The organism is Crossiella sp. NPDC003009, assembly GCF_053591555.1.
The window spans coordinates 44,219-63,453 of sequence record NZ_JBSFUA010000048.1 but is presented as its reverse complement, the minus strand read 5'-3'; the positions used below and the strand labels follow the sequence as shown (position 1 = coordinate 63,453).

Here is a 19,235-nt window from a genome sequence, read left to right as displayed (position 1 = left end):
GGTGTGTGGGTTCGGGCGTGTGCGCCGCGGGTCCCCGGGGTCTTGGTTGTCATGACCAGCTCGATCGCCCCGGGGAACCGACAGCGCTGGGCCGATCTGGTCCTGGCTCACCCCTTGCCGAACCACCAGATCGAGGCTCATACCCGCGAGGTGTACAGCCCTCCCAGCCCCTCCAGCTCATGTCGTCAGCTGGGTTCCCGGGCACGCTGACGGTCAGAAAGAAGAAAAGACCCGCCGACGCGATGTCGGCGAGTCTCTGACCTGCATGTTTCTGGTGGACGATACTGGGATTGAACCAGTGACCCCTACCGTGTCAAGGTAGTGCTCTCCCGCTGAGCTAATCGTCCGAGGCGGAGGCGGGAATCGAACCCGCGTACAGGGCTTTGCAGGCCCTTGCCTAAGCCACTCGGCCACTCCGCCGTTCCCTGTGGGAAGCCGCGCTCCGAAGATCACGACCCTACAGAGGTCCGGCCCGTGAACGAGCCGCCCAGAGCGGATGACGGGACTCGAACCCGCGACCCTCACCTTGGCAAGGTGATGCGCTACCAGCTGCGCTACATCCGCATGTGTTCGGCGAGGCGAAGTTTCCGTGCTGCTTCCCCCTGTGTTACCGGGGGTTTTCGCTGTTGCCGTCCAACGAGGAGAACCTTATCGGACAAGGGGGAGCCGGATCAAATCGGGGGTCCCCCACCGCGGGCGCGCGCCGCACCGCGCGCCGTTTCCTCAGCTCAGGTCGTTGGAGAGCAACTGGGAGAGGGCCTCGTCCATGTTGACCCACAGGTTCTCGTTGCCAGGGGCGGCCAGGTCGTAGGTGCGGTCCAGGAAGTCGGCGAGCTCCTGGGCGGAGGCCTCGAACATGGCGTGGCCGGACGGGGAGCTGAGCTCGATGACGACCACCTCGGGGTCGTCCACGGCCGGGCGGATGCGCACGTCGCCGTCACCGGCGTCGGCGATGAGGCCGTCGGCGAGCAGATCGCGCGAGAAGACCCAGTCGACCCAGCCGGTGCGCCCGGTCCGGAAGGCGGCCACCACCGCGTACGGGTCGCGGGTGTCGTAGCGAAGCTCGACCTGGACCGGGACCGCGGGGGTCCGCGGGGCCAGGAGGTCGAAGACCGCCGTGGAACGGAGGGTCACATGGTCGTTGCGCATCGTCGCCCGCCTTTCTGCACTGCTGCCGTTGCCTGCCGCCCTAGGAACGGCCATGCGTTGTATTTGTGACGTGGGAGTGGCCAGTTGCGCTCGCCTATGGCCGATAGATCACCCATCCGGGGCAGAACTACTTCGGTGGGCGACCAGAGCGTTGCGCTGAGTGGTCAGTCATCGTGTCTGGATTTGGCTTCGAGGTCTAGCCTGAACCGGTCCGCGCCGTTGTGCGAACGCTGGATGTGAGGAACCCCTTGGTTGCTGATCGGCCGAGATACCCGGCTGCACGGCTCGACCACGCTAGCACCGCTGAACAAGACGGGCGGCCCGCCGGAGGAGTGACCGACCGCGAGCTCGTCACCCGGTTGGCGGAAGGTGACCGCGTAGCGTTCGCAAGCCTGTACGACCGGTACTGCCGACAGGCGTACTCGTTGGCCAAACGTGTCTGTGTCGACACCCAGCTCGCCGAGGACGTCGTGCAAGAGGCTTTCCTCACACTGTGGCGCGATCCAGGTCGCTACCAGGCTGAGCGGGGCAGCGTCGGCACCTGGCTGCTGACCGTGGTGCACCACCGCGCGGTGGACGCCGTGCGCAGGGAGAACACCCAGCGCAAACGTTCGGCCGCGCAGGCCGAACAGGCCATGACGAGCGAGCGCGAGGCACCGGGCGCGGACGCCGCGGCGATCACCGGCGTGCTGGGCGAGCAGGTGCGCGGCGCGCTCGGCGAACTCAGTCAGGACCAGCGGGAAGTGGTCGTGCTGGCCTACTACGGCGGCTACACCCAGTGCGAGGTCGCCACCATGACCGGCGTCCCGCTCGGCACGGTGAAGTCGCGGATGTTCGCCGCGGTTCGCCGGCTGCGCACGCTGCTGACCAGCGGCAACGACCAGGACCGTGACCTCGGGGAGCAGCGGTGAACACGGAGTTTCGGGGCCTGGACTGCCCCCACGAGGAGCTGGCGACCGGCTGGGCGCTGCACGTGCTGGAACCGGCGGAGGTGGCCGAGTTCGAGGCGCACCTGCCCGGCTGCGCGCGCTGCCGGGACGTGGTCGCGGCCACCCAGGAGATCGGCGCCGAACTCGGCGCGGCGGTGCCGCAAGAGGATCCACCGCCGCACCTTCGGGCGAACCTGTTCGCCCGAATTGACCAAGAACCCCAGGTGCCCGCCCATTCGGGGAGCCATTCCGGCGTTATCGCCGAAGTGTCGCCAACGGTCGGCGAACGGCAGCCTCATGATGAACTTTCGAACCGGCGCGATGCCCGCAAGTCTGTTCGTCCGGGCAACCGGCGGTGGCTGGCCGTGGCCGCGGCGGTGCTGGCCGTGGTCACGATCGGCGGACTGGGCATCCGGGTCCTCCAGCTCGGCGCCGAACGTGACGCCGAGGCCGCCCGCGCCGCCGCGCTGACCAAGGCGGTGCAGCTGGTCGGCGACCCGAACATGCGCCGCGCCCTCATCGGCGCCGCGAGCGACGGTCACCCGGTGGCGATGATGGTCGCCGCGGGCGGTCGCGGAGCGATCGTGCCGATGGACCTGCCGGCCAACGACCAGTCCCGGCAGATCTACGTGCTGTGGGGCCTGTCCAGCCCGGGGCAGCCGCCGAGGGCGCTGGGCGCCTTCGACGTGGCGGGCCCGGAAATCGAGCCCCGGACCGTAAGCTGGGGCGACAACGCGCCGCAGTTCACCGGGTACGCGGTGTCCCTGGAGGACGGGCGTGCCGCACCCGCGAGCCCGACGACCGTCGTGGGCCAAGGAAACCTGGAGTAGGCGCTGAGCAGCACCTCCGAACAACACGAGCCCGCGGGCTTCACCAAGGACGGCGCCCAGCCCCACGTGCTGGACCGCCTCGCCGAGCGCTGGGGCTTCGCCGCCAAGATCCGCAACAGCCCCACCCTCCGCCTCGTCTTCCGGATTTCGGTCGGCGTGGTCGGCGGCCTGGTGCTGGCACTGGGCATCGTGCTCATCCCGTACCCGGGCCCCGGCTGGCTGGTCGTCTTCGCCGGCCTGGCCATCCTGGCCACCGAGTTCTCCTGGGCCGGCAAGGTCCTCGCCTTCGCCAAGTCCAAGTACGACGCCTGGACCCGCTGGCTGCGCCGCCAGCACTGGGCGGTCCGCTGGGGCGTGCTCGCCGCCACCGGCCTCGTGGTGCTGACGACCCTGTGGCTGCTCAACGTCTTCGGCATGATCGCCGGGTGGTTTGACCTGGACCTTCCGTGGGCCAGGACCCCGTTTTCGCGGTAGCGAGTGGATCGTGTAATGTTCTTCCTGCCCGGCCGGAAGGCAGGGCGGGAAGACCCGGGCGATTAGCTCAGCGGGAGAGCACTTCGTTCACACCGAAGGGGTCACTGGTTCGATCCCAGTATCGCCCACCGCAGGTCAGAGGCTCTGGAGAGACAATCTCCAGAGCCTCTTTCCATTCCGTACAGCAGTGAGCACAGCAGCGGCCCTCGAAGGCCGGACTCGATGTCAACGGGGTACGGCACCCTGGCCGGACACCGGGCAGCGGTGAAGTACGAGGATCCCGATGACGTGACGGCCATCTCCGCCGGTAGTCCGGAAACCGTGAGGCTCGCTTTCATTACGCCGTGTCATACCGAGAAGTCAGTATGGACGGCCTTGCCGCTCGGTCACGCTGAAGTTCGCGAAGACCGGATGGAAGGCTTGGCATGTCGGAGGAAGCACGGTGGGTCGCCGAGAGCAGCATGGCGCTGGTGCTTGCCCACCAGCGCAAGCTTGGCGGGCCTGTGGCGTGTCGTGCACCGCGCTGCGAGCGGCCTATGCCGAGGACCTCGGCGCGATCAGGGAGCGGGTCCGCGCCGGCGTTGACGTCGAGCTGTACCGCGCTCTCACCCGGTTCCTGTTCGAGGACGGGGACACTCCGGCGTATCAGGGCAGTCGGTCCGCCCTGCAGCGGGCTGCGCGGGCAGGGGCATATCGGATGATGCAGCGCAGCAAGGCCTGGGGTGACCTGCTGGTCGAGCGTTTCCCCGAGGCGGTGCGCCTGTCCATCCACCCGCAGCCTTGCGGCGCCCCGAAACTGGGCATCCACCTGGCCGAGACCGCCGGCAGCTGGCTCACCCCCTGGCACAGCGTCGCGGTCGATCTGGGCGATCGGTTCGTGCTCATGAAACGCGCCGAGGCCGAAGCCGCGGGGGCCGAACTGGTCAGCGGGGACGGGCGGCCGAGCCACTTCGCGCTGCCGCGGTCCCGCGCCGAAGTCGCCTAGAACGTGTTGCCGGACAAGGAGAAGGACATGACCGCCGATTTCGCCGTCGAGAAGCTGAGCCCGTTCGGGGTAGTGGTGCGTCCGGCGCGGCCTGGCGCCGCGGTGACCGAGCTGCCGGTCGACCGGCTGCGCGAGCTGGCCAGGACCCACCATCTTGTGCTGCTGCGGGGCTTCTCCACCTTCGCCGGGCCGGCCGAACTCACCGGGTGGTGTGGCGGCTGGGGTGAGATCGCCATGTGGCCCTTCGGCGCGGTCCTCGAACTGGTCGAGCACGACCAGCCCGACGACCACATCTTCGACCACAGCTACGTTCCGCTGCACTGGGACGGCATGTACCGGCCGCAGGTGCCGGAGTTCCAGATCTTTCACTGTGTCAGCGCCCCCGGCGAGCACCAGGGCGGCCGGACCACCTTCTCGAACACGCCCGCGGTGCTGGCCGATGCGGACCCGCGCACCCGGCAGCTGTGGGAGCGGGTCACCGGCACCTACCGTCGCAAGATGGAGTTCTACGACAGTGCAGCCGTCTCCCCGGTGGTGACCACGCATCCCGTCGGTGGATTCCCGGTGCTGCGCTACGGCGAGCCCGCGATCGCCGGGGACCCGGACTTCATCAACCATCCCGACCTCGAGTTCACCGGCGTCGGCGCGGAGGAGCTGGAGCGGTTCCACCACAGTCTCCGGGAAGCTCTTTACGCGCCAGGGCATTTCTACGCGCACACCTGGCAGGACGGCGACGTGGTCGTCTCCGACAACTACACGCTGCTGCACGGACGTGAGGCCTTCACCAGCCGGGCGCCCCGGCATCTGCGCCGGGTGCACGTGCTCGGTGACCCGCCGCTGGACAACCCCGCGTTGATCCGCTCATGAATGCGATGGACGCACGGGTTGACCCGTATTGTTGACAGCGCTCCCCGCAAGCCGATGGTCGGAGATATTAGTCGTGTCGAACGAGACCCCCGCGCAGTCCGAGAACGGTCGAATCAATGCCGGTGAACTCAAGGTTGATGTTCTCGTCGTCGGGGCAGGTCCGGTCGGTCTGTTGTGCGCTTTGCTCGGACGACTGTACAACCTACGCGTCCTGATAGTTGACAAGTCGTCAGAACCACTTCGCACAGGCCGGGCCGACGCGTTGAACGCGCGCTCGCTGCAGTTGCTGGAGGTTGTGGGCCTTTTTGATGACCTTTATCGGCTCGGCAAGACCTGCAATACCAGCTCGGTGTGGGCTGACGGCAAGTTCGTTTCTCGCCAGTCCACCTGGTGGGACAATCTGGAGGGATGTTTTCACAAGCATTTTCTGATGCTTGGTCAGGCATTCGTCGAGAGGTTGCTGGATCGCAAAGTCAGTGAAATGGACTGCGTGGTGCGGCGCAACACCTCGGTCGACCACGTCGAAATCGCCGAGAGTGGCTGCCGGTCAAATCTGTCCTCCGGAGAACTGGTTGAGTCGAAGTTCGTCATCGGTGCGGACGGCTCACGTTCATCTGTCCGAGGTTTCTTCGGTATCCCGTTCGAGATAACTCGGCCGGAGCTGGTTTGGGCTGTCTTGGATGGAGTTTTCGAGACTGACTTCCCCAAGGTTCCGGAGATCATCGTCTTCCAGGTCGACACGTCGGATGTGGCATGGATCCCGCGTGAAGGGGAGATCGATCGCTTCTATGTGAGAATGGACCTAGTCGAGTTCGACCTGGAACAAGTTATCGCCAAGATCAATAGGGCCATGCACCCGCACAAGGTGACCTTGAAGCAAATTGAATGGTTCTCCCGGTTCTCGGTCAAGGAGTCCGTTGCGGAGAGGTTTTCTGTCGACGACCGGGTCTATCTGGTCGGTGACGCCTGCCACATTCATTCGGTAAATGGTGGACAAGGGTTGAACACCGGCTTGTCGGATGCGTTCAACCTTATGTGGAAGATTGGCATGACCGTCAACGCGGACTCCTCGACGGAGATCCTGCGAACGTACGAGCACGAGCGCAAGCCGGTCGCGCTGAGTGTAGTTGAAACCTCTGGGGCACTGGTGCGATCGACCAAGTACTCCGAGGGTGGAACTCACGCGGTGGATTACGTCAAGATGGTCGAGAGGAGGGCGGGCAACATTACCGGCATGGGAATTCGCTACGGCGAACAGGGTCTCGCGGGCTCTCGGCTTTTCGACTTCATGGTCTATTCTCAGGTCGGAGACGCGCCGGGTGCGCTTCCGGCAAGTAAACAAACGCGGATCTACTCGTTGCTCGACTACCGCTTCTTTACGCTTCTCGTCTTTGGCGATAAAGAGCCAGATTTCGACCTGCCGCCATTTGTGCGGACAATTCAGGTGCGCGACACTCCTGGCGAAGGACTTTATTGGGTCGAAGAGTGTCCCTATTCAAATCAGTTGCTGCTGGTGCGACCCGATTCGTATATCGCTTCGTCCGCCTCGATTGTTGACCCTTCTTCGATCGTTGGCTATCTGGAGTCATTGATGCCGGCTGCGTTTTCCTTTGCGCGCAACGGTTCAGGCGGGGCGGCCGAGGGTGAGCAGGGCCTGGACCGGCAGGTGGTCTGAGGGGAACTGGCCGTTGCGGGCGTAGGTGTTGATGGCCGCGGCCCGGATGCTCGTCGCGCCCCTGGTGAGGATCCAGTCGATGCGGTCGCCGCCCGGCACCAGCGGCCGGTAGCCGTGGAAGGTGGCGTGTAGCGGGGTGCGGCGTTCGGTGGCGGCGGGCCAGGTGTCGGTGAGGGTGGCGCCGGTGCGGAGGATGTCGTAGGCCGGGGTGCTGCCGGCGGCGGTGTTGAAGTCGCCGGTGAGGATGACCGGGAGGCCGGGGGACAGGGCGTTGATCCGGTCGCGGACCAGTTCGGCGCTGCGCTGGCGGGAGCTCTCCGACTCGTGGTCGAAGTGGGTGTTGACGGTGACGAACTCGGCGCCGGTGCGGCGGTCGGCGAAGCGGACCCAGGTGACCATGCGGATGACCCGGTTGCCCCAGGACTTCGAGCCGATCACGTTCGGGGTGTCGGAGAGCCAGTAGTGGTCGAAGGCCAGCGGGGTCAGCCTGCGGGTGTCGTAGTAGACCGCCATGAACTCGTCCTGGCTGCCGCCCGCGCGACCGAGGCCGATCCAGTCGTAGTGCGCGGGCAGGTCGGCTTCGATGTCCTTCAGCTGGCCGTAGAGGCCTTCCTGGGTGCCGAGCACGGTGGGCTGTTCCCGGCGCAGCAGTTCGGCCAGCACCGGGCGGCGGACCGGCCAGGAGTTCGGCTGGGTGCTCGCGGCGTAGCGGAGGTTGAACGACATCACGTGCAGGGTGTCGCCGCGGGCCGGGCCGATCACCGGGGCCGCTCCGGCCAGCGCGGGGGTGGCCTGGGTCAGGCCGAGGACGGCCAGGGCGGCGCAGAACAGCGTTGCCAGCAACGGTTTCGCGCGGTGGGCTCGCCGGGACATGGTTCCTCCGCGGGGTTTCGGGGGCAATCCCGTTCACCCTGCCAGGCCCCGGTGCGGCCGAACGTGTCGATGTGGTGGCCGGTAAGGGAAATCCGCCGGAAGGCGTAGGGGGCCGGGTGGGGGCCTGGGGCACGGTCCGGTGGCCGGGCACCTGCGTGAGCTGGGCGGCGGCGCCTGTGGTGGAGTGGCGCGGTGATCTCAGAGGTGTTGCCGTTGCTGGCCTGTCCGCACTGCGGGCTGGGGCTGGCCGCCGAGGGGCGGGCGGTGCGGTGTGCGGCGGGGCACTCCTTCGACGTGGCGCGTCAGGGGTACCTGAGCTTGCTCGCGGGAGATGCGGGGGCGGGAACCGGGGACACCGCGGCGATGGTGGCGGCGCGGGCGGAGTTCCTGGGGGCTGGGCATTTCCGGCCGGTCGCGGCGGCGGTGAGCGCGGCGGCGGGGGAGGCGCTGGCGGCGGCCGGAGCGGCGGCGGCGGCCCGGGAAGAGGCGGCGGCTGGGAAGGCCTCGGTGGCGGGCGGGGCGACTGGTGGGGCCGTGGTCGACCTCGGCGCGGGGACCGGGTACTACCTCGGGCAGGTGCTCCGCGGCGCGCCCGAGGCCGTGGGGCTGGCGCTGGACCTGTCCAAGTTCGCGGCGCGGCGGGCGGCCAGGGAACATCCTCGGCTGGGGGCCGTGGTGTGTGACGCGTGGCGGCGGCTGCCGGTGCGGGACGGGGTGGCCTCGGTGGTGCTCAACGTGTTCGCGCCGCGCAACGGGCCCGAGCTGGCCCGGATCCTGGCCCCTGGCGGGCGGCTGGTGGTGGTGACGCCGGAGGCCGGGCACCTCGGTGAGCTGGTGGCGGCGCTGGGGCTGCTGCGGGTGGACGAGGGCAAGGCATGGCGGGTGGAGGAGAAGCTCGGGGCCTATTTCACCCGGGTTGATGATGAGGTTCGCTCGTTCGAGTTGTCTTTGGCGCATCGGGACATCGCGACCGTGGTCGGGATGGGGCCGAGCGCCTGGCACACCGATCCGGCCGAGCTGGCCGGGCGGATCGGTGTGCTGCCGGAGCCTTGTGCGGTCAGCGCTTCGGTGCGCGTCGCGGTTTACCGTCGGGCTTGCCGGTAGCGCGGCCCTGGCCGGTGCGGCCCTGGTCCGACTTCCCGTGCCCGAACTTCCCCTGGTCCGACTTCCCGTGCGCCGGCTTGCCCTGGCCGGAGCGGCCCTGCGCGGCTGCCTTGCCCTGGGGCGCGCGGAGGCCGCGGTTGGTGGACTCCTCGCGGCGGCTGCCGTCGGTGCGCAGGTTCTTCGGCAGCGGCGGCCAGGACAGCGAGCGGTCCGCGGCCAGCTCATCCGCCATGCCCAGCCACTGGCTGAGCTTGATGGTGCCCACCGGGGCCTGCGACTCGATGCCGATCTCGTGCAGCATCCGGTGCGCCCGGCCCCTGGTGATGAACGAGGTCAGCGCGGCCCGCGCCGGGGTGTTCGGCGAGCCGTAGGCGGTGCTCAGCAGCGCCCAGATCACGCCCTGCAGGTGGCGGCTCTGGCCGGACTTGCGTTGCAGCACCAGGTGCGCGGCGTCGACCTTGGGGGCCGGCCGGAACGCGGTGGCCGGGACCCGGTGCTTGATGGCGATCTCGAACCGGGCCGCCCACCAGGCGTTCTCCAGGTCCCTCGGCCAGGCCGCGGTCAGGCGCTTGGCCAGGCCCCACTCCACCAGCAGGTCAGCCTGGGTGAGCGAGCCGTTCGGGGTGTTCAGCAGGCGGCGCAGCAGCGCGGTGGTGATGGAGAACGGGATGTTGGCCACCACCGCGAACTCCCGGTGCGGCAGCGGCACCGACAGCAGGTCGTCGTGCACCACCCGCAGGTTCTCGTGCTCGCCGTAGCGGCGCTCCAGGTCGCCGACGAACTCCTCGTCCCGCTCCACCGCGAGCACGCGGGCCCCGGTGCGGACCAGCTCGGCGGTGATCGCACCGGTGCCCGCGCCCAGGTCCATGACCAGGTCGTCCGGGCCCAGCCGGGCGTTCACCACCAGGTCGCTGATCACCTTTGAGGAGGACAGCAGGTGGACACTGGAGTGGTTGGGCTGGCGCTGACGCGGCGGACGACCTGGTTGCACCCTCCTACGCTAGCTGGGCGAGTCCAGTAATGACGAAACCGTGGTCTGCCTGGCGAGCAGTTCGACCACATCCATCGGCTCGCCGCGGCGGGCCATCGCCTGCCGCTGCCGCTGCGCGCCGCCGCCCACGGTGAACAGGTGCTCGGTCAGCCGCTCGACCAGCTCCAGCTCGCCGTTGGCGCTCAGGAACGGCCGCAGCCGCCGCAGGGCACGCCGCAGCACCGCGCTGACCGGCAGCAACGAGCCGGACTCCGGATCGGGGCAGTGGCCGCCGAGGCCGTCCCGCGCGGCCCGCCACAGCGCGGCGCGCAGCACCTCGTGCGGGATCCGCGGCGCGGCCACCCCGGCCTCGATGTCGTGGCTGGCGGCTTGGGCGAGCGCGCGCACCAGCACGCCCAGCAGCACCGCCTCCTCCACCGTGGCCGCCACGTCGCAGACCCGGACCTCCAGGGTCGGCTGGGCCTCCGACAGGCGGATGTCCCAATAGACCATCTTGCGGTCCAGGGCCGCCCCGGCTCGCAGGAGAGCGCTCACGCTGGCGTCGTAGTGGGCGGGGGAGTCGAAGAACGGCGGCGGGCCTGCCGACGGCCAGCGGGCCCAGCTGACGTGCCGCCAGCTGGCGTGGCCGCTGTCCTGGCCCCGGGAGAACGGGGAGTTCGCGCTCAGCGCGAGCAGCAGCGGCAGCCAGGGCCGGAGGTGGTTGGACAGCCGGATGCCGAACTCGGCGTCCGGGATGGCCACGTGCACGTGGCAGCCGCACAGGGTGTCCACCAGGCCGCCGTAGCGTTCGGCGATGAGCTGGTAGCGGTCCTTGCCGGCCAGCGGCGGCGGCCAGGGCTCCGGGAAGACCGCGGTGCCGGTGGCCAGCAGCCACAGGTTCAGCTCGCGGGCGCTGTCGGCCAGCCTGCCGCGCAGCCGGGCCAGGTGGTGGGTCAGCTCCTCTGCGGTGGTGCAGACCGGCGAGGCGGTTTCCACCTGGAAGCGGGTCAGCTCCTCCTGGAGTTGCTCATCGGATCCGCCGGCGTCGGCGCCGCGGCGCACGGCCGCAGCCTGGGCCGCCAGCCTGCCGGTGTCCGCGTCGACGAGGATGAACTCTTCTTCGACCCCGAAGGTCCACTCGCTCATGCCCATCACCCTGCCGCAGTGGGGCGGGCGAAGGCTGCGCGCATCCGGGTGGCTACCCGGGGCATCCCGGCGGTTGCCGGGGAAGTTGGGGCGGTCGACGCGCTAGGTCGCCTCTCGGCGAAAGGCACGACATGGCTCCAGCCGAACGGTATTCCATGAAGGCGGAAAGTGAGCCCGGGGGACACGTAACACGCCGACCACCAAGTACAACTTATCGCACTTGCCGTTTGTTCCCCAAAACGAAGGGGGCCGTCGGCCGGCGAGGGGGGTGTTACCGACCGACGGCGGTGGACTGACGCGGCGATCTCCACCGGATGGGGGAGGCGGTGGTCTGGGGGGTTCACCGCATGCCACCCGGGCTCGACGGCGACTCTCGGGATGCTCGTCGCCGGATCTGGCACGCGTCAGTCAACTGGTTCAACGGTCTACCACTCCCTCTTGTTCCGGAACTAGCACGTGCAGTAGCTCACCCCCGATTGGCTGACTGGCCAGGGGTCGGGGCACCCGGCCGCGGCACCACCCAGCCGTCCTCGCGGCCGATCCGGTTGGCGCCGATGACGATCAGCACGCCGACCCCGACGGCGGCCAGGTGCAGCACGTTGTCCGCCCAGTTGAGGTTGAGCAGGTCGTGCGCGGGGTCGCCGGTGACGAACAGGCCGTAGACCAGGACCGCGCCGTAGCCGACGATCAGGATCCAGCCGTAGGCCATGGTGGCGCGCAGTCCGCTGGCGCAGATCCCGCCGATGATGCCGAGCACGAAGTGGATCACGTTGTGCATCGGGTTCACCGTGAAGCCGAGCGCGTCGATGACCGGGTCGTGCCGGAAGAAGTCGGTGAAGCCGGTGACGGCGAAACCGCCGAGTCCCAGCAGGAAGAAGATCACGCCAGTGCTCAGCGCGACCATCTGCGGCCAGGGGAACCGAGCTGGCCGGACTCGCTCACTCATCGCACACCTCCTCGTGGACCCCGGGCTACCCGGGCCGTTCCCGGCCAAACGCGCAGGTGTTGGCAGGATGGGGGGATGCGGGTGCGACCGGTGTCCTTCGACGTCCTGGTGACCGAGGTCGCCGACCGGATCGCCGCCCTGCCCAGGCAACTGTGGGCCAGGGTCGCCGTGGACGGGGCCGCCGCGGCCGAGCCCGGCCTGCTGGCCGACGCGCTGGCCGAGCCGCTGCGGGTGCGCGGCAGGCCGGTGCTGCGGGTCTCCGCGGGGGACTTCCTGCGCCCGGCCTCGCTGCGGCTGGAACACGGCAGGCGCGACCCGGACTCCTTCTACCTCAACTGGCTGGACGCGGGCGCGCTGCGCCGGGAGGTGCTGGACCCGTTGGCGCCACAGGGATCCGGCCTGGTGCTGCCCAGCCTGTGGAACCCGGTCACGGACCGGGCGACCAGGGCCGAGCGGGTGCCACTGCCGCCGGGCGGGGTGCTGCTGCTGGACGGCACACTGCTGATGGGACAAGGACTTCCGCTGGAGTTGACCGTCCACTTGCGACTCTCCGAGGCGGCGCTGGCCCGCCGCACGGCCCCGGATCTGCACTGGACGCTGCCCGCCTACCAGCGGTACGCGGAGGAGGTCGACCCGGACAACCTGGCCGATCTGGTTGTCCGGGTCGATGATCCTCGGCATCCCGCCCTGGTCGAGCCTTAGCCCTTCAGGGTTTCGCGGGCCTTCTCGAAAGCCTGGATCGCCTGCCAGACCTCGTCGGTGCTGTGCGCGGCCGACATCTGGGTGCGGATGCGGGCCTTGCCGTGCGGCACCACCGGGTAGGAGAAGCCGATCACGTAGATGCCCTGCTCCAGCAGCGCCTCCGCCATCCGCCCCGCCTCGGCCGCGTCACCGATCATGACCGGCGCGATCGGGTGCTCGCCGGGGAGCACGTCGAAGCCGCGGGCGGTCATCTCGCGGCGGAACAGCTCGGTGTTCTGGCGCAGCTTCTCCAGCAGGTCGCCGGAGGTGCTGATCAGGTCGAGGGCCTTGAGCGAGGCGGCGGTGACCGCGGGGGCCAGCGAGTTGGAGAACAGGTACGGGCGGGAGCGCTGGCGGAGCAGCTCCACGATCTCGGCGCGGCCGGAGACGTAGCCGCCGCTGGCGCCGCCGAGGGCCTTGCCCAGGGTGCCGGTGAGCACGTCCACCTTGTCCTGCACGCCGAAGAGCTCCGGGGTGCCGGCGCCGGTCGGGCCGGTGAAGCCAACCGCGTGCGAGTCGTCCACCATGACCAGCGCGTTGTGCTTCTCGGCCAGCGCGCAGATCTCGTCCAGCGGGGCCAGGTAGCCGTCCATGGAGAACACGCCGTCGGTGGCGATCAGCCGGTAGCGGGCGTCCTTGGCCTCGATGAGGCAGCGCTCCAGGTCGGCCATGTCGCGGTTCTTGTACCGGAAGCGCTTGGCCTTGGACAGCCGGATGCCGTCGATGATGCTGGCGTGGTTGAGCTCGTCGGAGATCACCGCGTCCTCGGCGCCGAGCAGCGTCTCGAACAACCCGCCGTTGGCGTCGAAGCAGGAGCTGTACAGGATGGTGTCCTCGGTGCCGAGGAAGGCCGACAGCCGGGACTCCAGGTCCTTGTGGATCTGCTGGGTGCCGCAGATGAACCGCACCGAGGCCATGCCGAAGCCCCACTCGTCCAGCGCCGCCTTGGCCGCGGCCACCACCTCGGGGTGGTCAGCGAGGCCGAGGTAGTTGTTGGCGCAGAAGTTGAGCACCTTCGGGCCGCCGCCGACGCCGACCGAGGCGTTCTGCGGGGTGGTGATCACCCGCTCGGCCTTGTACAGGCCGGCCTCGCGGATCTCCTGGAGGCTGTTGCGCAGGTCCTCGCGCATGCTGCCGAACATCAGGTCCCTTTCCGTGCTGGGGTGGGTGCTCAGTTCGTGGTCCAGTCGAGGATGACCTTGCCGCAGCGCCCCTCGCGGGCGGTGGCGAAGGCCTCCTCGAAGTCCTCGTGGCCGAACCGGTGGGTGATCACCGGGCTGAGGTCGAGGCCGCCTTCCAGCAGCACCGACATCGAGTACCAGGTCTCGAACATCTCCCGGCCGTAGATGCCCTTGATGGTGAGCATGTTGAGCACCACGGTGGAGAAGTCCACCGGGATCTCCTTGCTGGGCAGGCCGAGCATCGCGATCCGGCCGCCGTGGGTCATGTTCGCGATCATCTCGCGCAGCGCGGAGGGCTGCCCGGACATCTCCAGCCCGACGTCGAAGCCCTCGCGCAGGCCGAGCTGGCGCTGCGCGTCGGCGATGGCGTGCTTGCTGACGTCCAGCGCCAGTGAGACGCCGACCTTCTCGGCCAGCTCCAGCCGGTACGGGCTGACGTCGGTGATCACCACGTGCCGGGCGCCGGCGTGCTTGGCCACCGCGGCGGCCATCACGCCGATCGGGCCCGCGCCGGTGATCAGCACGTCCTCGTTCATGATCGGGAAGCTGAGCGCGGAGTGCACCGCGTTGCCGAACGGGTCGAAGATCGCGGCCACGTCCAGGTCCACCGGGTTGCGGTGCACCCAGGCGTTGCTGGCCGGCAGCGCCACGTACTCGGCGAAGGCCCCGTTGTGGTGCACGCCCAGGCCCTTGGTGCGGGCGCACAGGTGCCGCCGCCCGGCCAGGCAGTTGCGGCACTTGCCGCAGACCAGGTGGCCCTCGCCACTGACCAGGTCGCCGAGGGCGACCTCGCGCACCGCCGAGCCGACCTCGACCACCTCGCCGACGAACTCGTGCCCGGTGACCAGCGGCACCGGCACGTTGCGCCGGGCCCAGTCGTCCCAGTCCTGGATGTGCAGGTCGGTGCCGCAGATGCCGGTGCGGCGCACGCGCACCAGCACGTCCTCGGCGCCGACGGCGGGCATCGGGACCTCCTCCAGCCACAGGCCGGGCTCGTCCTTCGCCTTGATCAGTGCTTTCACCAGGCATCTCCAGACAACTAGCGGTTACGCGATGCCTGAGTCTGGGTGCGCACGTGCGCATGCGTCCATCGACGATTACTGAACTAGCGATTCAGTCCTTCTGCACAGAGCAGTCCGGCGGCCGTCGCGGCCCGCACCGCCTCGGCCCGGTCGTTGACCTTGAGCTTGCTGAAGACCCGTTGCAGGTGGCTCTTCACGGTGGCCTCGGTGACGAACAGGTCGCGGGCGATGTCGGTGTTGCGGTGACCGGCGGCGACCAGCCGGAGCACGTCCAGTTCGCGGGCCGACAGTTTTGGCCTGCTGCCGTCCTGCTGGACCTCGGCCACCAGTTGGGACAGCAGTTCTGGTGACACGGTGGCGATCCCGGCGCGTGCCCGGCGCACCGCCTCGATGAGCTGGGCCCGGCCGGTCGATTTCAGCAGAAAACCGCGGGCGCCCGCGCGTAATGCGCACAGCACCCGGCGTCCTTCGCCGCTGAACACCAGGACCTCGGTGCCGGGGTGGTATTCGCGGAAGTGCCGGATCAGTTCGAGGCCGTCGTCCAGCGTGCTGGCCAGCTCCAGGAGTACGACATCCGGATGACACCGGCTGAACTGGGGATACGCGGTACGCCATGAGGTGGCGCCGCCCACCTGGGCGATGTCGCCGGTGCCGGCGAACACGGTGCGCAGGGTGGCGATGACAATAGGCTGCGGATCAATGACGAATACCCGGACATCTGCTTGGACGGCCATGGAAACCTCGGGAATGCAGGGGCGGCGCCAGGGGTTTCGCAGAGTAGCATACTCGATATGCTGGCACTGTATGCTCTTTTGAATTTTCAATTCGTCCTGCTTGTGCCAGTGGCCGTCCCGGCAACTGGTCCAAACCAGATTCGACAGGAGGGGCGACAAGCGCGGTCGGAGGTGGTACCTACGGGGTCATGTCAATCCGCCAGGCCCTGTTGGCCCTGTTACAGCAGGGGCCCAAGTACGGCTTCCAGCTGCGCGCCGAGTTCGAGTCGCGCACCGGGTCGACCTGGCCGCTCAACATCGGGCAGGTCTACACCACGCTGGGACGGCTCGAACGCGACGACCTGGTCGAACCGGCCGGGCAGGACGCCGAGGGCCACATCTACTACCGGTTGACCCACGGCGGCCGGGGCGAGGTGCAGCGCTGGCTGCAGTCCCCGGTGGACCGCGGCGCGCCCGCGCGCGACGAGCTGGCCATCAAGATCGCCCTGGCCGCCGCGCTACCCGGGGTGGACGCGCGCGGCATCGTCCGGGTGCAGCGGCTGCACACGCTGCGGGTGCTGCAGAACTACACCCGGCTCAAGGCGCAGGCCTCCGCCGATGAGGACCTGGCCTGGCTGCTGGTGCTGGACTCGCTGGTGTTCCAGGCCGAGGCCGAGGTGCGCTGGCTGGAGCAGTGCGAGCAGCGCCTGGCCCGCCGCGCCCAGGCCGAGGCGACCGGGCAGGCCTCGGCCGCCGCGCCGGTGACCGAACAGGCCGAACCCGGGCGAGTCGGAGGATGACCTGAGCCGTCCCCGCCGGGAAGACTGCCGCTGAAGGAGCGGGAACCCGGTCCTGAAGGGACGGTCGATGCGGCGCGGCGTGTTCTGCCGGCCCGCCGTGCGGGCGGTGCTGCGGCTGGTGCTGCGCTGGATCAGCGCGACCAGGGGCGCGAGCCTGGCGCTGGCGGTGATGATCTCGGTGCCGGTGGCCGCCACCCTGCTCAGCGACGTGCTCTCCGACGCCCAGCGCACCACCCCGCGCCGCACCATCGAACAGACCATCGGCCAGGCCGGGGCCAGGCTGACCGACGCAGGCTACGGCGACGTGCCGATCCTGCAGAACCTGGACGGCTCCCAGGTGCGGCCCGCGCCGCCGGGGGAGGGCGCCCCCGCGCACCGGCACGCGACCCGGCCGGAGCTGCCGCCGGGGGCGACCGCGCTGACCATGACCCGCTCGCTGCTGACCGCGCAGGCCGGGCAGACCCGGTTGAGCGCCCAGTTTCAGGAGCTGGACTACCTCCATCCGCTGACCCACGGCATCACCGAGCACCTGCGCGGCCGGGCGCCGAAGGGCACTGATGAGATCGCCGCCTCGCCGGAGTTCCTGCGTGCGGCCGGGATCGAGCTCGGCGCCACCGTCTCCGTGCCCGAGGCCGGACGCGCCTTCCTGGTGGTCGGGGTGGCCCGGCCGAGCAGGGACCACGGCGAGCTGGTGCTCTACGCCCAGCCCGGCGCGCTCTACGAGCAGCTGGCCGCGAGCCTGCCGCCCAGTGAGCTGCCCCGGCTCGGCGGTCGGATGTGGTTGGTGGACAAGGACTTCGACTGGCCAGGGGTGCTGGCGGCGAACGAGCACGGGCTGGCGGTGTACTCCAAGGGCGCGGTGACCGAGCCGCCGCCGCCGGAGCGGGTGCCGCTGCCCGGTGACCCCACCGGCGCCTACCGCAGCTTCCACGACCTGCTCATCGACGACCTGACTGGCGGGCAGGATCGCAGCCAGTCCACCGGCGAGCGGCTGGGCATGCTGCTGGTCTGGATCGCGGTGGTCCAGGTGGTGCTGCTGGGCGGGGCGATGTTCGCCGTCGGCATCCGGCTGGGGCGGCGGCAGCTGGGCGCGCTGGTCGCCAACGGGGCCAGCGGCGGGCACCTGGTGCTGTTGCTGCTGCTGTGGGGCCTGCTGCTCGGCCTGGGCGGCGCGGTGCTGGGCAGCGTGGTCGGCACGGTGGGGGCCGGGGTGCTGATCGAGCTGCTCCACCGGTTCGACCTGCCGCGGATCTGGCGGTTCCAGGTGGGCCTTGACGACCTGGTGCTGCCGTTCGCACTGGGCATCTTCGCCGGGCTGGCCGCGGCGGTGGTGCCCGCGGTGCGGGCCGGCCGGACCAGGGCCGGGCAGCTGCTGGCCGACCGGCGCAGCGAGCGGCGGCCGTCCAGGGTGACCCCGGTGCTGGGCGCGGCGCTGGTGCTCACCGGGCTGGCGGTGGCCGCCGCGGCGGCCTTCGCGCTGGACTGGCGCGGTCTGGTGCCGGTGGCCACGGTGCTGATCAGCGTCGGGTTGTTCGCCTGTTTCCCCGCGCTGGTCGGCGGGATCGCCGCGCTCGCGCCCGCGCTGCCGGTGAGCGTGCGGATCGCGCTGCGCGAGCTGGGCAGGCACCGGGCGCGCAGCGCGCCGGCCATCGCCGCGGTGATGGCGGTGGTGATCGGCACCATCGCGCTGGCCACCCTGGACGTCACCCGCAACGCCTACACCTCCGGCCGCTACTGGCCGACCCTGCCGGACCGGCACGCCGCGGTCCTGGTGCCCGACGCGGCCACCCGCCCGCCCGGGTGGGACGCGCTGCGGCGCACCCTGGGCGAGGCGCTGCCCGCGCGCTCCTTCGCCGAGGTCAACGCGCTGCCGGGGACTTGGGACCGCTGTGGCGGCGGGGGCTGCCCGCACACGGTGGAGGTGGCCATGTCCCCGGCTGCCGGGTGCGGGCCGGAGTGGACCACCAGGGAGCAGTGGCTGCCACCGGGCGGACCGGACTGCGTGCACCACCGGCGGCTGCTGGGCACCGTGCTGGTGGGCGACGCCGAGCTGCTGCGCCGGGTCAGCGGGGTCACCGACCCGGCCGCGGCGGCGGCGCTGGCCCGCGGCGAGGCGGTGGTGCTGGACGCGAGGTACGTCCAGGACGGGATGGCCAGGCTGGTGGTGAACACCCCGCAGGGCAGCCATGATCTCGCCCTGCCCGCGCTGGCCGTGCCCAGCGAGGTCGGCTCGGCGCTGGTGGTGCTGCCGCCGGAGACCGCGGCGCGGACCGGGGTGGCGCCGAGCCTGCGCGGCCTGGACATCGAGCTGGGCCGGCGGCTGAGCCGGTTCGAGCAGGACCGGATCGGCGAGGTGGTGCGCGCCTTCGGGCTCAGCGGCTACGTGGAGCGCGGCACGACCAGGGAGGCGGCGCTGTTCGCGCTGCTGCTGCTGGCCTGCACCGCGCTGCTGAGCACCACGGCCGCGGTGACCGCCACCGTGCTGTCGCTGATCGACACCCGGCGGCACTCGGTCATGCTGGCCACCGTCGGCGCCTCGCTGCGCACCCGGCGGGCGCTGGCGGTGACCCAGTCACTGATCATCTCCGGCCTGGGCAGCGTGCTCGGCGTGCTGGTCGGCATCCTGCCCGCGGCGGTGGTCTCCGCCCAGGGCGCGCGCCGGATGTGGCGGGACGGGCCGGTGGCGCTGCCGTACGAGCTGGTGCTGCCCTGGCCGGTGATCGGGTTCGTGCTGGTGGTGGTGCCCGCGATCGCCGCCCTGGTGGCACTGGCCTGCGTGCGCCGCCGGGTGCGGATCGACCGCAGGCACACCTAGGGCGTGACCCGGCGG

General features: G+C 70.0%; 18 protein-coding genes and 4 tRNA genes. 11 read left to right on the top strand and 11 right to left on the bottom strand.

The annotated features are described in order from the left end of the window. Positions 1 to 272: 272 nt before the first annotated feature. The 4 genes from ACWDY5_RS34160 to ACWDY5_RS34145 all read right to left on the bottom strand — a co-directional run bounded on the left by ACWDY5_RS34160 (position 273) and on the right by ACWDY5_RS34145 (position 1,149). Positions 273 to 347: transfer RNA gene (locus tag ACWDY5_RS34160), tRNA-Val, on the bottom strand. A 1-nt stretch (position 348) separates the two neighbouring features. Then, a tRNA-Cys gene (locus ACWDY5_RS34155) sits at positions 349 to 420 on the bottom strand. A 71-nt stretch (positions 421 to 491) separates the two neighbouring features. Further along, a tRNA-Gly gene (locus ACWDY5_RS34150) sits at positions 492 to 564 on the bottom strand. 159 nt (positions 565 to 723) lie between these two features. After that, the gene (locus tag ACWDY5_RS34145; protein ID WP_185007996.1) at positions 724 to 1,149 is read right to left on the bottom strand and encodes an SsgA family sporulation/cell division regulator; all 426 of its coding nucleotides are present in this window, start codon (positions 1,147 to 1,149) and stop codon (positions 724 to 726) included. A gap of 332 nt (positions 1,150 to 1,481) precedes the next feature. On the opposite strand from ACWDY5_RS34145, the gene ACWDY5_RS34140 reads away from it, so the two are divergent. The 7 genes from ACWDY5_RS34140 to ACWDY5_RS34110 all read left to right on the top strand — a co-directional run bounded on the left by ACWDY5_RS34140 (position 1,482) and on the right by ACWDY5_RS34110 (position 6,909). After that, positions 1,482 to 2,060 carry an RNA polymerase sigma factor gene (locus ACWDY5_RS34140; protein ID WP_449726265.1) on the top strand — a complete coding sequence of 193 codons (579 nt, stop codon included), beginning with the start codon at positions 1,482 to 1,484 and terminating at the stop codon, positions 2,058 to 2,060. After that, the gene (locus ACWDY5_RS34135) at positions 2,057 to 2,908 is read left to right on the top strand and encodes an anti-sigma factor domain-containing protein (protein WP_449726264.1); all 852 of its coding nucleotides are present in this window, start codon (positions 2,057 to 2,059) and stop codon (positions 2,906 to 2,908) included. The genes ACWDY5_RS34140 and ACWDY5_RS34135 overlap by 4 nt, the downstream gene beginning before the upstream one ends. Before the next feature lie 66 nt (positions 2,909 to 2,974). Continuing rightward, a complete protein-coding gene (locus tag ACWDY5_RS34130) occupies positions 2,975 to 3,382 on the top strand; it encodes a TIGR02611 family protein (protein ID WP_449726263.1) in 408 nt (135 codons plus the stop codon). Between the two features lie 56 nt (positions 3,383 to 3,438). Continuing rightward, positions 3,439 to 3,510: transfer RNA gene (locus tag ACWDY5_RS34125), tRNA-Val, on the top strand. 380 nt (positions 3,511 to 3,890) lie between these two features. Then, the gene (locus ACWDY5_RS34120; RefSeq protein ID WP_449726262.1) at positions 3,891 to 4,367 is read left to right on the top strand and encodes an L-tyrosine/L-tryptophan isonitrile synthase family protein; all 477 of its coding nucleotides are present in this window, start codon (positions 3,891 to 3,893) and stop codon (positions 4,365 to 4,367) included. Between the two features lie 27 nt (positions 4,368 to 4,394). Continuing rightward, on the top strand, positions 4,395 to 5,234 hold the full coding sequence (locus ACWDY5_RS34115) for a TauD/TfdA dioxygenase family protein (RefSeq protein WP_449726261.1): 840 nt from the start codon (positions 4,395 to 4,397) through the stop codon (positions 5,232 to 5,234). A 73-nt stretch (positions 5,235 to 5,307) separates the two neighbouring features. Beyond that, positions 5,308 to 6,909, top strand: a complete 1,602-nt coding sequence (locus ACWDY5_RS34110) for an FAD-binding protein (RefSeq protein WP_449726260.1) — start codon at positions 5,308 to 5,310, stop codon at positions 6,907 to 6,909. Here the strand turns inward: ACWDY5_RS34110 and ACWDY5_RS34105 are convergent. Continuing rightward, positions 6,859 to 7,782 carry an endonuclease/exonuclease/phosphatase family protein gene (locus ACWDY5_RS34105; protein WP_449726259.1) on the bottom strand — a complete coding sequence of 308 codons (924 nt, stop codon included), beginning with the start codon at positions 7,780 to 7,782 and terminating at the stop codon, positions 6,859 to 6,861. The genes ACWDY5_RS34110 and ACWDY5_RS34105 overlap by 51 nt on opposite strands. A gap of 192 nt (positions 7,783 to 7,974) precedes the next feature. Here ACWDY5_RS34105 and ACWDY5_RS34100 point away from each other — a divergent pair, with 192 nt between their 5' ends. After that, positions 7,975 to 8,886: a putative RNA methyltransferase gene (locus tag ACWDY5_RS34100; protein WP_449726258.1), complete on the top strand. Its 912-nt coding sequence runs from the start codon at positions 7,975 to 7,977 to the stop codon at positions 8,884 to 8,886. On the opposite strand, the gene ACWDY5_RS34095 is transcribed toward ACWDY5_RS34100, so the two are convergent. The 3 genes from ACWDY5_RS34095 to ACWDY5_RS34085 form a co-directional block, all read right to left on the bottom strand. Then, positions 8,840 to 9,877 carry an rRNA adenine N(6)-methyltransferase family protein gene (locus ACWDY5_RS34095; RefSeq protein WP_449726257.1) on the bottom strand — a complete coding sequence of 346 codons (1,038 nt, stop codon included), beginning with the start codon at positions 9,875 to 9,877 and terminating at the stop codon, positions 8,840 to 8,842. The genes ACWDY5_RS34100 and ACWDY5_RS34095 overlap by 47 nt on opposite strands. A 9-nt stretch (positions 9,878 to 9,886) precedes the next feature. Further along, positions 9,887 to 11,002 (bottom strand): carboxylate-amine ligase, encoded by a 1,116-nt coding sequence (locus ACWDY5_RS34090; RefSeq protein WP_449726256.1) that lies wholly within the window; start codon positions 11,000 to 11,002, stop codon positions 9,887 to 9,889. Positions 11,003 to 11,468: 466 nt separating this feature from the next. Continuing rightward, positions 11,469 to 11,948 carry a DUF4383 domain-containing protein gene (locus tag ACWDY5_RS34085; RefSeq protein WP_449726255.1) on the bottom strand — a complete coding sequence of 160 codons (480 nt, stop codon included), beginning with the start codon at positions 11,946 to 11,948 and terminating at the stop codon, positions 11,469 to 11,471. Between the two features lie 75 nt (positions 11,949 to 12,023). On the opposite strand from ACWDY5_RS34085, the gene ACWDY5_RS34080 reads away from it, so the two are divergent. Continuing rightward, complete coding sequence (locus ACWDY5_RS34080) at positions 12,024 to 12,650, top strand: uridine kinase (RefSeq protein ID WP_449726254.1); 627 nt, start codon at positions 12,024 to 12,026, stop codon at positions 12,648 to 12,650. Here ACWDY5_RS34080 and ACWDY5_RS34075 read toward each other — a convergent pair. The 3 genes from ACWDY5_RS34075 to ACWDY5_RS34065 all read right to left on the bottom strand — a co-directional run bounded on the left by ACWDY5_RS34075 (position 12,647) and on the right by ACWDY5_RS34065 (position 15,785). Continuing rightward, positions 12,647 to 13,831, bottom strand: coding sequence for a glycine C-acetyltransferase (locus tag ACWDY5_RS34075; RefSeq protein WP_449726253.1), 1,185 nt, complete (start codon positions 13,829 to 13,831; stop codon positions 12,647 to 12,649). The genes ACWDY5_RS34080 and ACWDY5_RS34075 overlap by 4 nt on opposite strands. 29 nt (positions 13,832 to 13,860) lie before the next feature. Continuing rightward, positions 13,861 to 14,892, bottom strand: a complete 1,032-nt coding sequence (tdh, locus tag ACWDY5_RS34070; RefSeq protein ID WP_449726252.1) for an L-threonine 3-dehydrogenase — start codon at positions 14,890 to 14,892, stop codon at positions 13,861 to 13,863. Between the two features lie 83 nt (positions 14,893 to 14,975). Then, the gene (locus ACWDY5_RS34065; RefSeq protein WP_449726251.1) at positions 14,976 to 15,785 is read right to left on the bottom strand and encodes a LuxR C-terminal-related transcriptional regulator; all 810 of its coding nucleotides are present in this window, start codon (positions 15,783 to 15,785) and stop codon (positions 14,976 to 14,978) included. A gap of 29 nt (positions 15,786 to 15,814) precedes the next feature. Here ACWDY5_RS34065 and ACWDY5_RS34060 point away from each other — a divergent pair, with 29 nt between their 5' ends. Together ACWDY5_RS34060 and ACWDY5_RS34055 are read left to right on the top strand one after the other, a co-directional pair. Then, positions 15,815 to 16,405 carry a helix-turn-helix transcriptional regulator gene (locus ACWDY5_RS34060; protein ID WP_449726250.1) on the top strand — a complete coding sequence of 197 codons (591 nt, stop codon included), beginning with the start codon at positions 15,815 to 15,817 and terminating at the stop codon, positions 16,403 to 16,405. A 67-nt stretch (positions 16,406 to 16,472) separates the two neighbouring features. Next, entirely contained in the window at positions 16,473 to 19,220 is a 2,748-nt protein-coding gene (locus tag ACWDY5_RS34055; protein ID WP_449726249.1) for an FtsX-like permease family protein, read from the top strand. Positions 19,221 to 19,235 lie beyond the last annotated feature (15 nt).

Bases quoted from the DNA above. Each gene is read 5' to 3' on its own strand.
- ACWDY5_RS34090 (WP_449726256.1), bottom strand. From the start codon at position 11,002: ATGAGCGAGTGGACCTTCGGGGTCGAAGAAGAGTTCATCCTCGTCGAC.
- ACWDY5_RS34080 (WP_449726254.1), top strand. From the start codon at position 12,024: ATGCGGGTGCGACCGGTGTCCTTCGACGTCCTGGTGACCGAGGTCGCC.
- ACWDY5_RS34145 (WP_185007996.1), bottom strand. From the start codon at position 1,149: ATGCGCAACGACCATGTGACCCTCCGTTCCACGGCGGTCTTCGACCTC.
- ACWDY5_RS34115 (WP_449726261.1), top strand. From the start codon at position 4,395: ATGACCGCCGATTTCGCCGTCGAGAAGCTGAGCCCGTTCGGGGTAGTG.
- ACWDY5_RS34060 (WP_449726250.1), top strand. From the start codon at position 15,815: ATGTCAATCCGCCAGGCCCTGTTGGCCCTGTTACAGCAGGGGCCCAAG.
- ACWDY5_RS34085 (WP_449726255.1), bottom strand. From the start codon at position 11,948: ATGAGTGAGCGAGTCCGGCCAGCTCGGTTCCCCTGGCCGCAGATGGTC.
- ACWDY5_RS34105 (WP_449726259.1), bottom strand. From the start codon at position 7,782: ATGTCCCGGCGAGCCCACCGCGCGAAACCGTTGCTGGCAACGCTGTTC.
- ACWDY5_RS34055 (WP_449726249.1), top strand. From the start codon at position 16,473: ATGCGGCGCGGCGTGTTCTGCCGGCCCGCCGTGCGGGCGGTGCTGCGG.
- ACWDY5_RS34075 (WP_449726253.1), bottom strand. From the start codon at position 13,831: ATGTTCGGCAGCATGCGCGAGGACCTGCGCAACAGCCTCCAGGAGATC.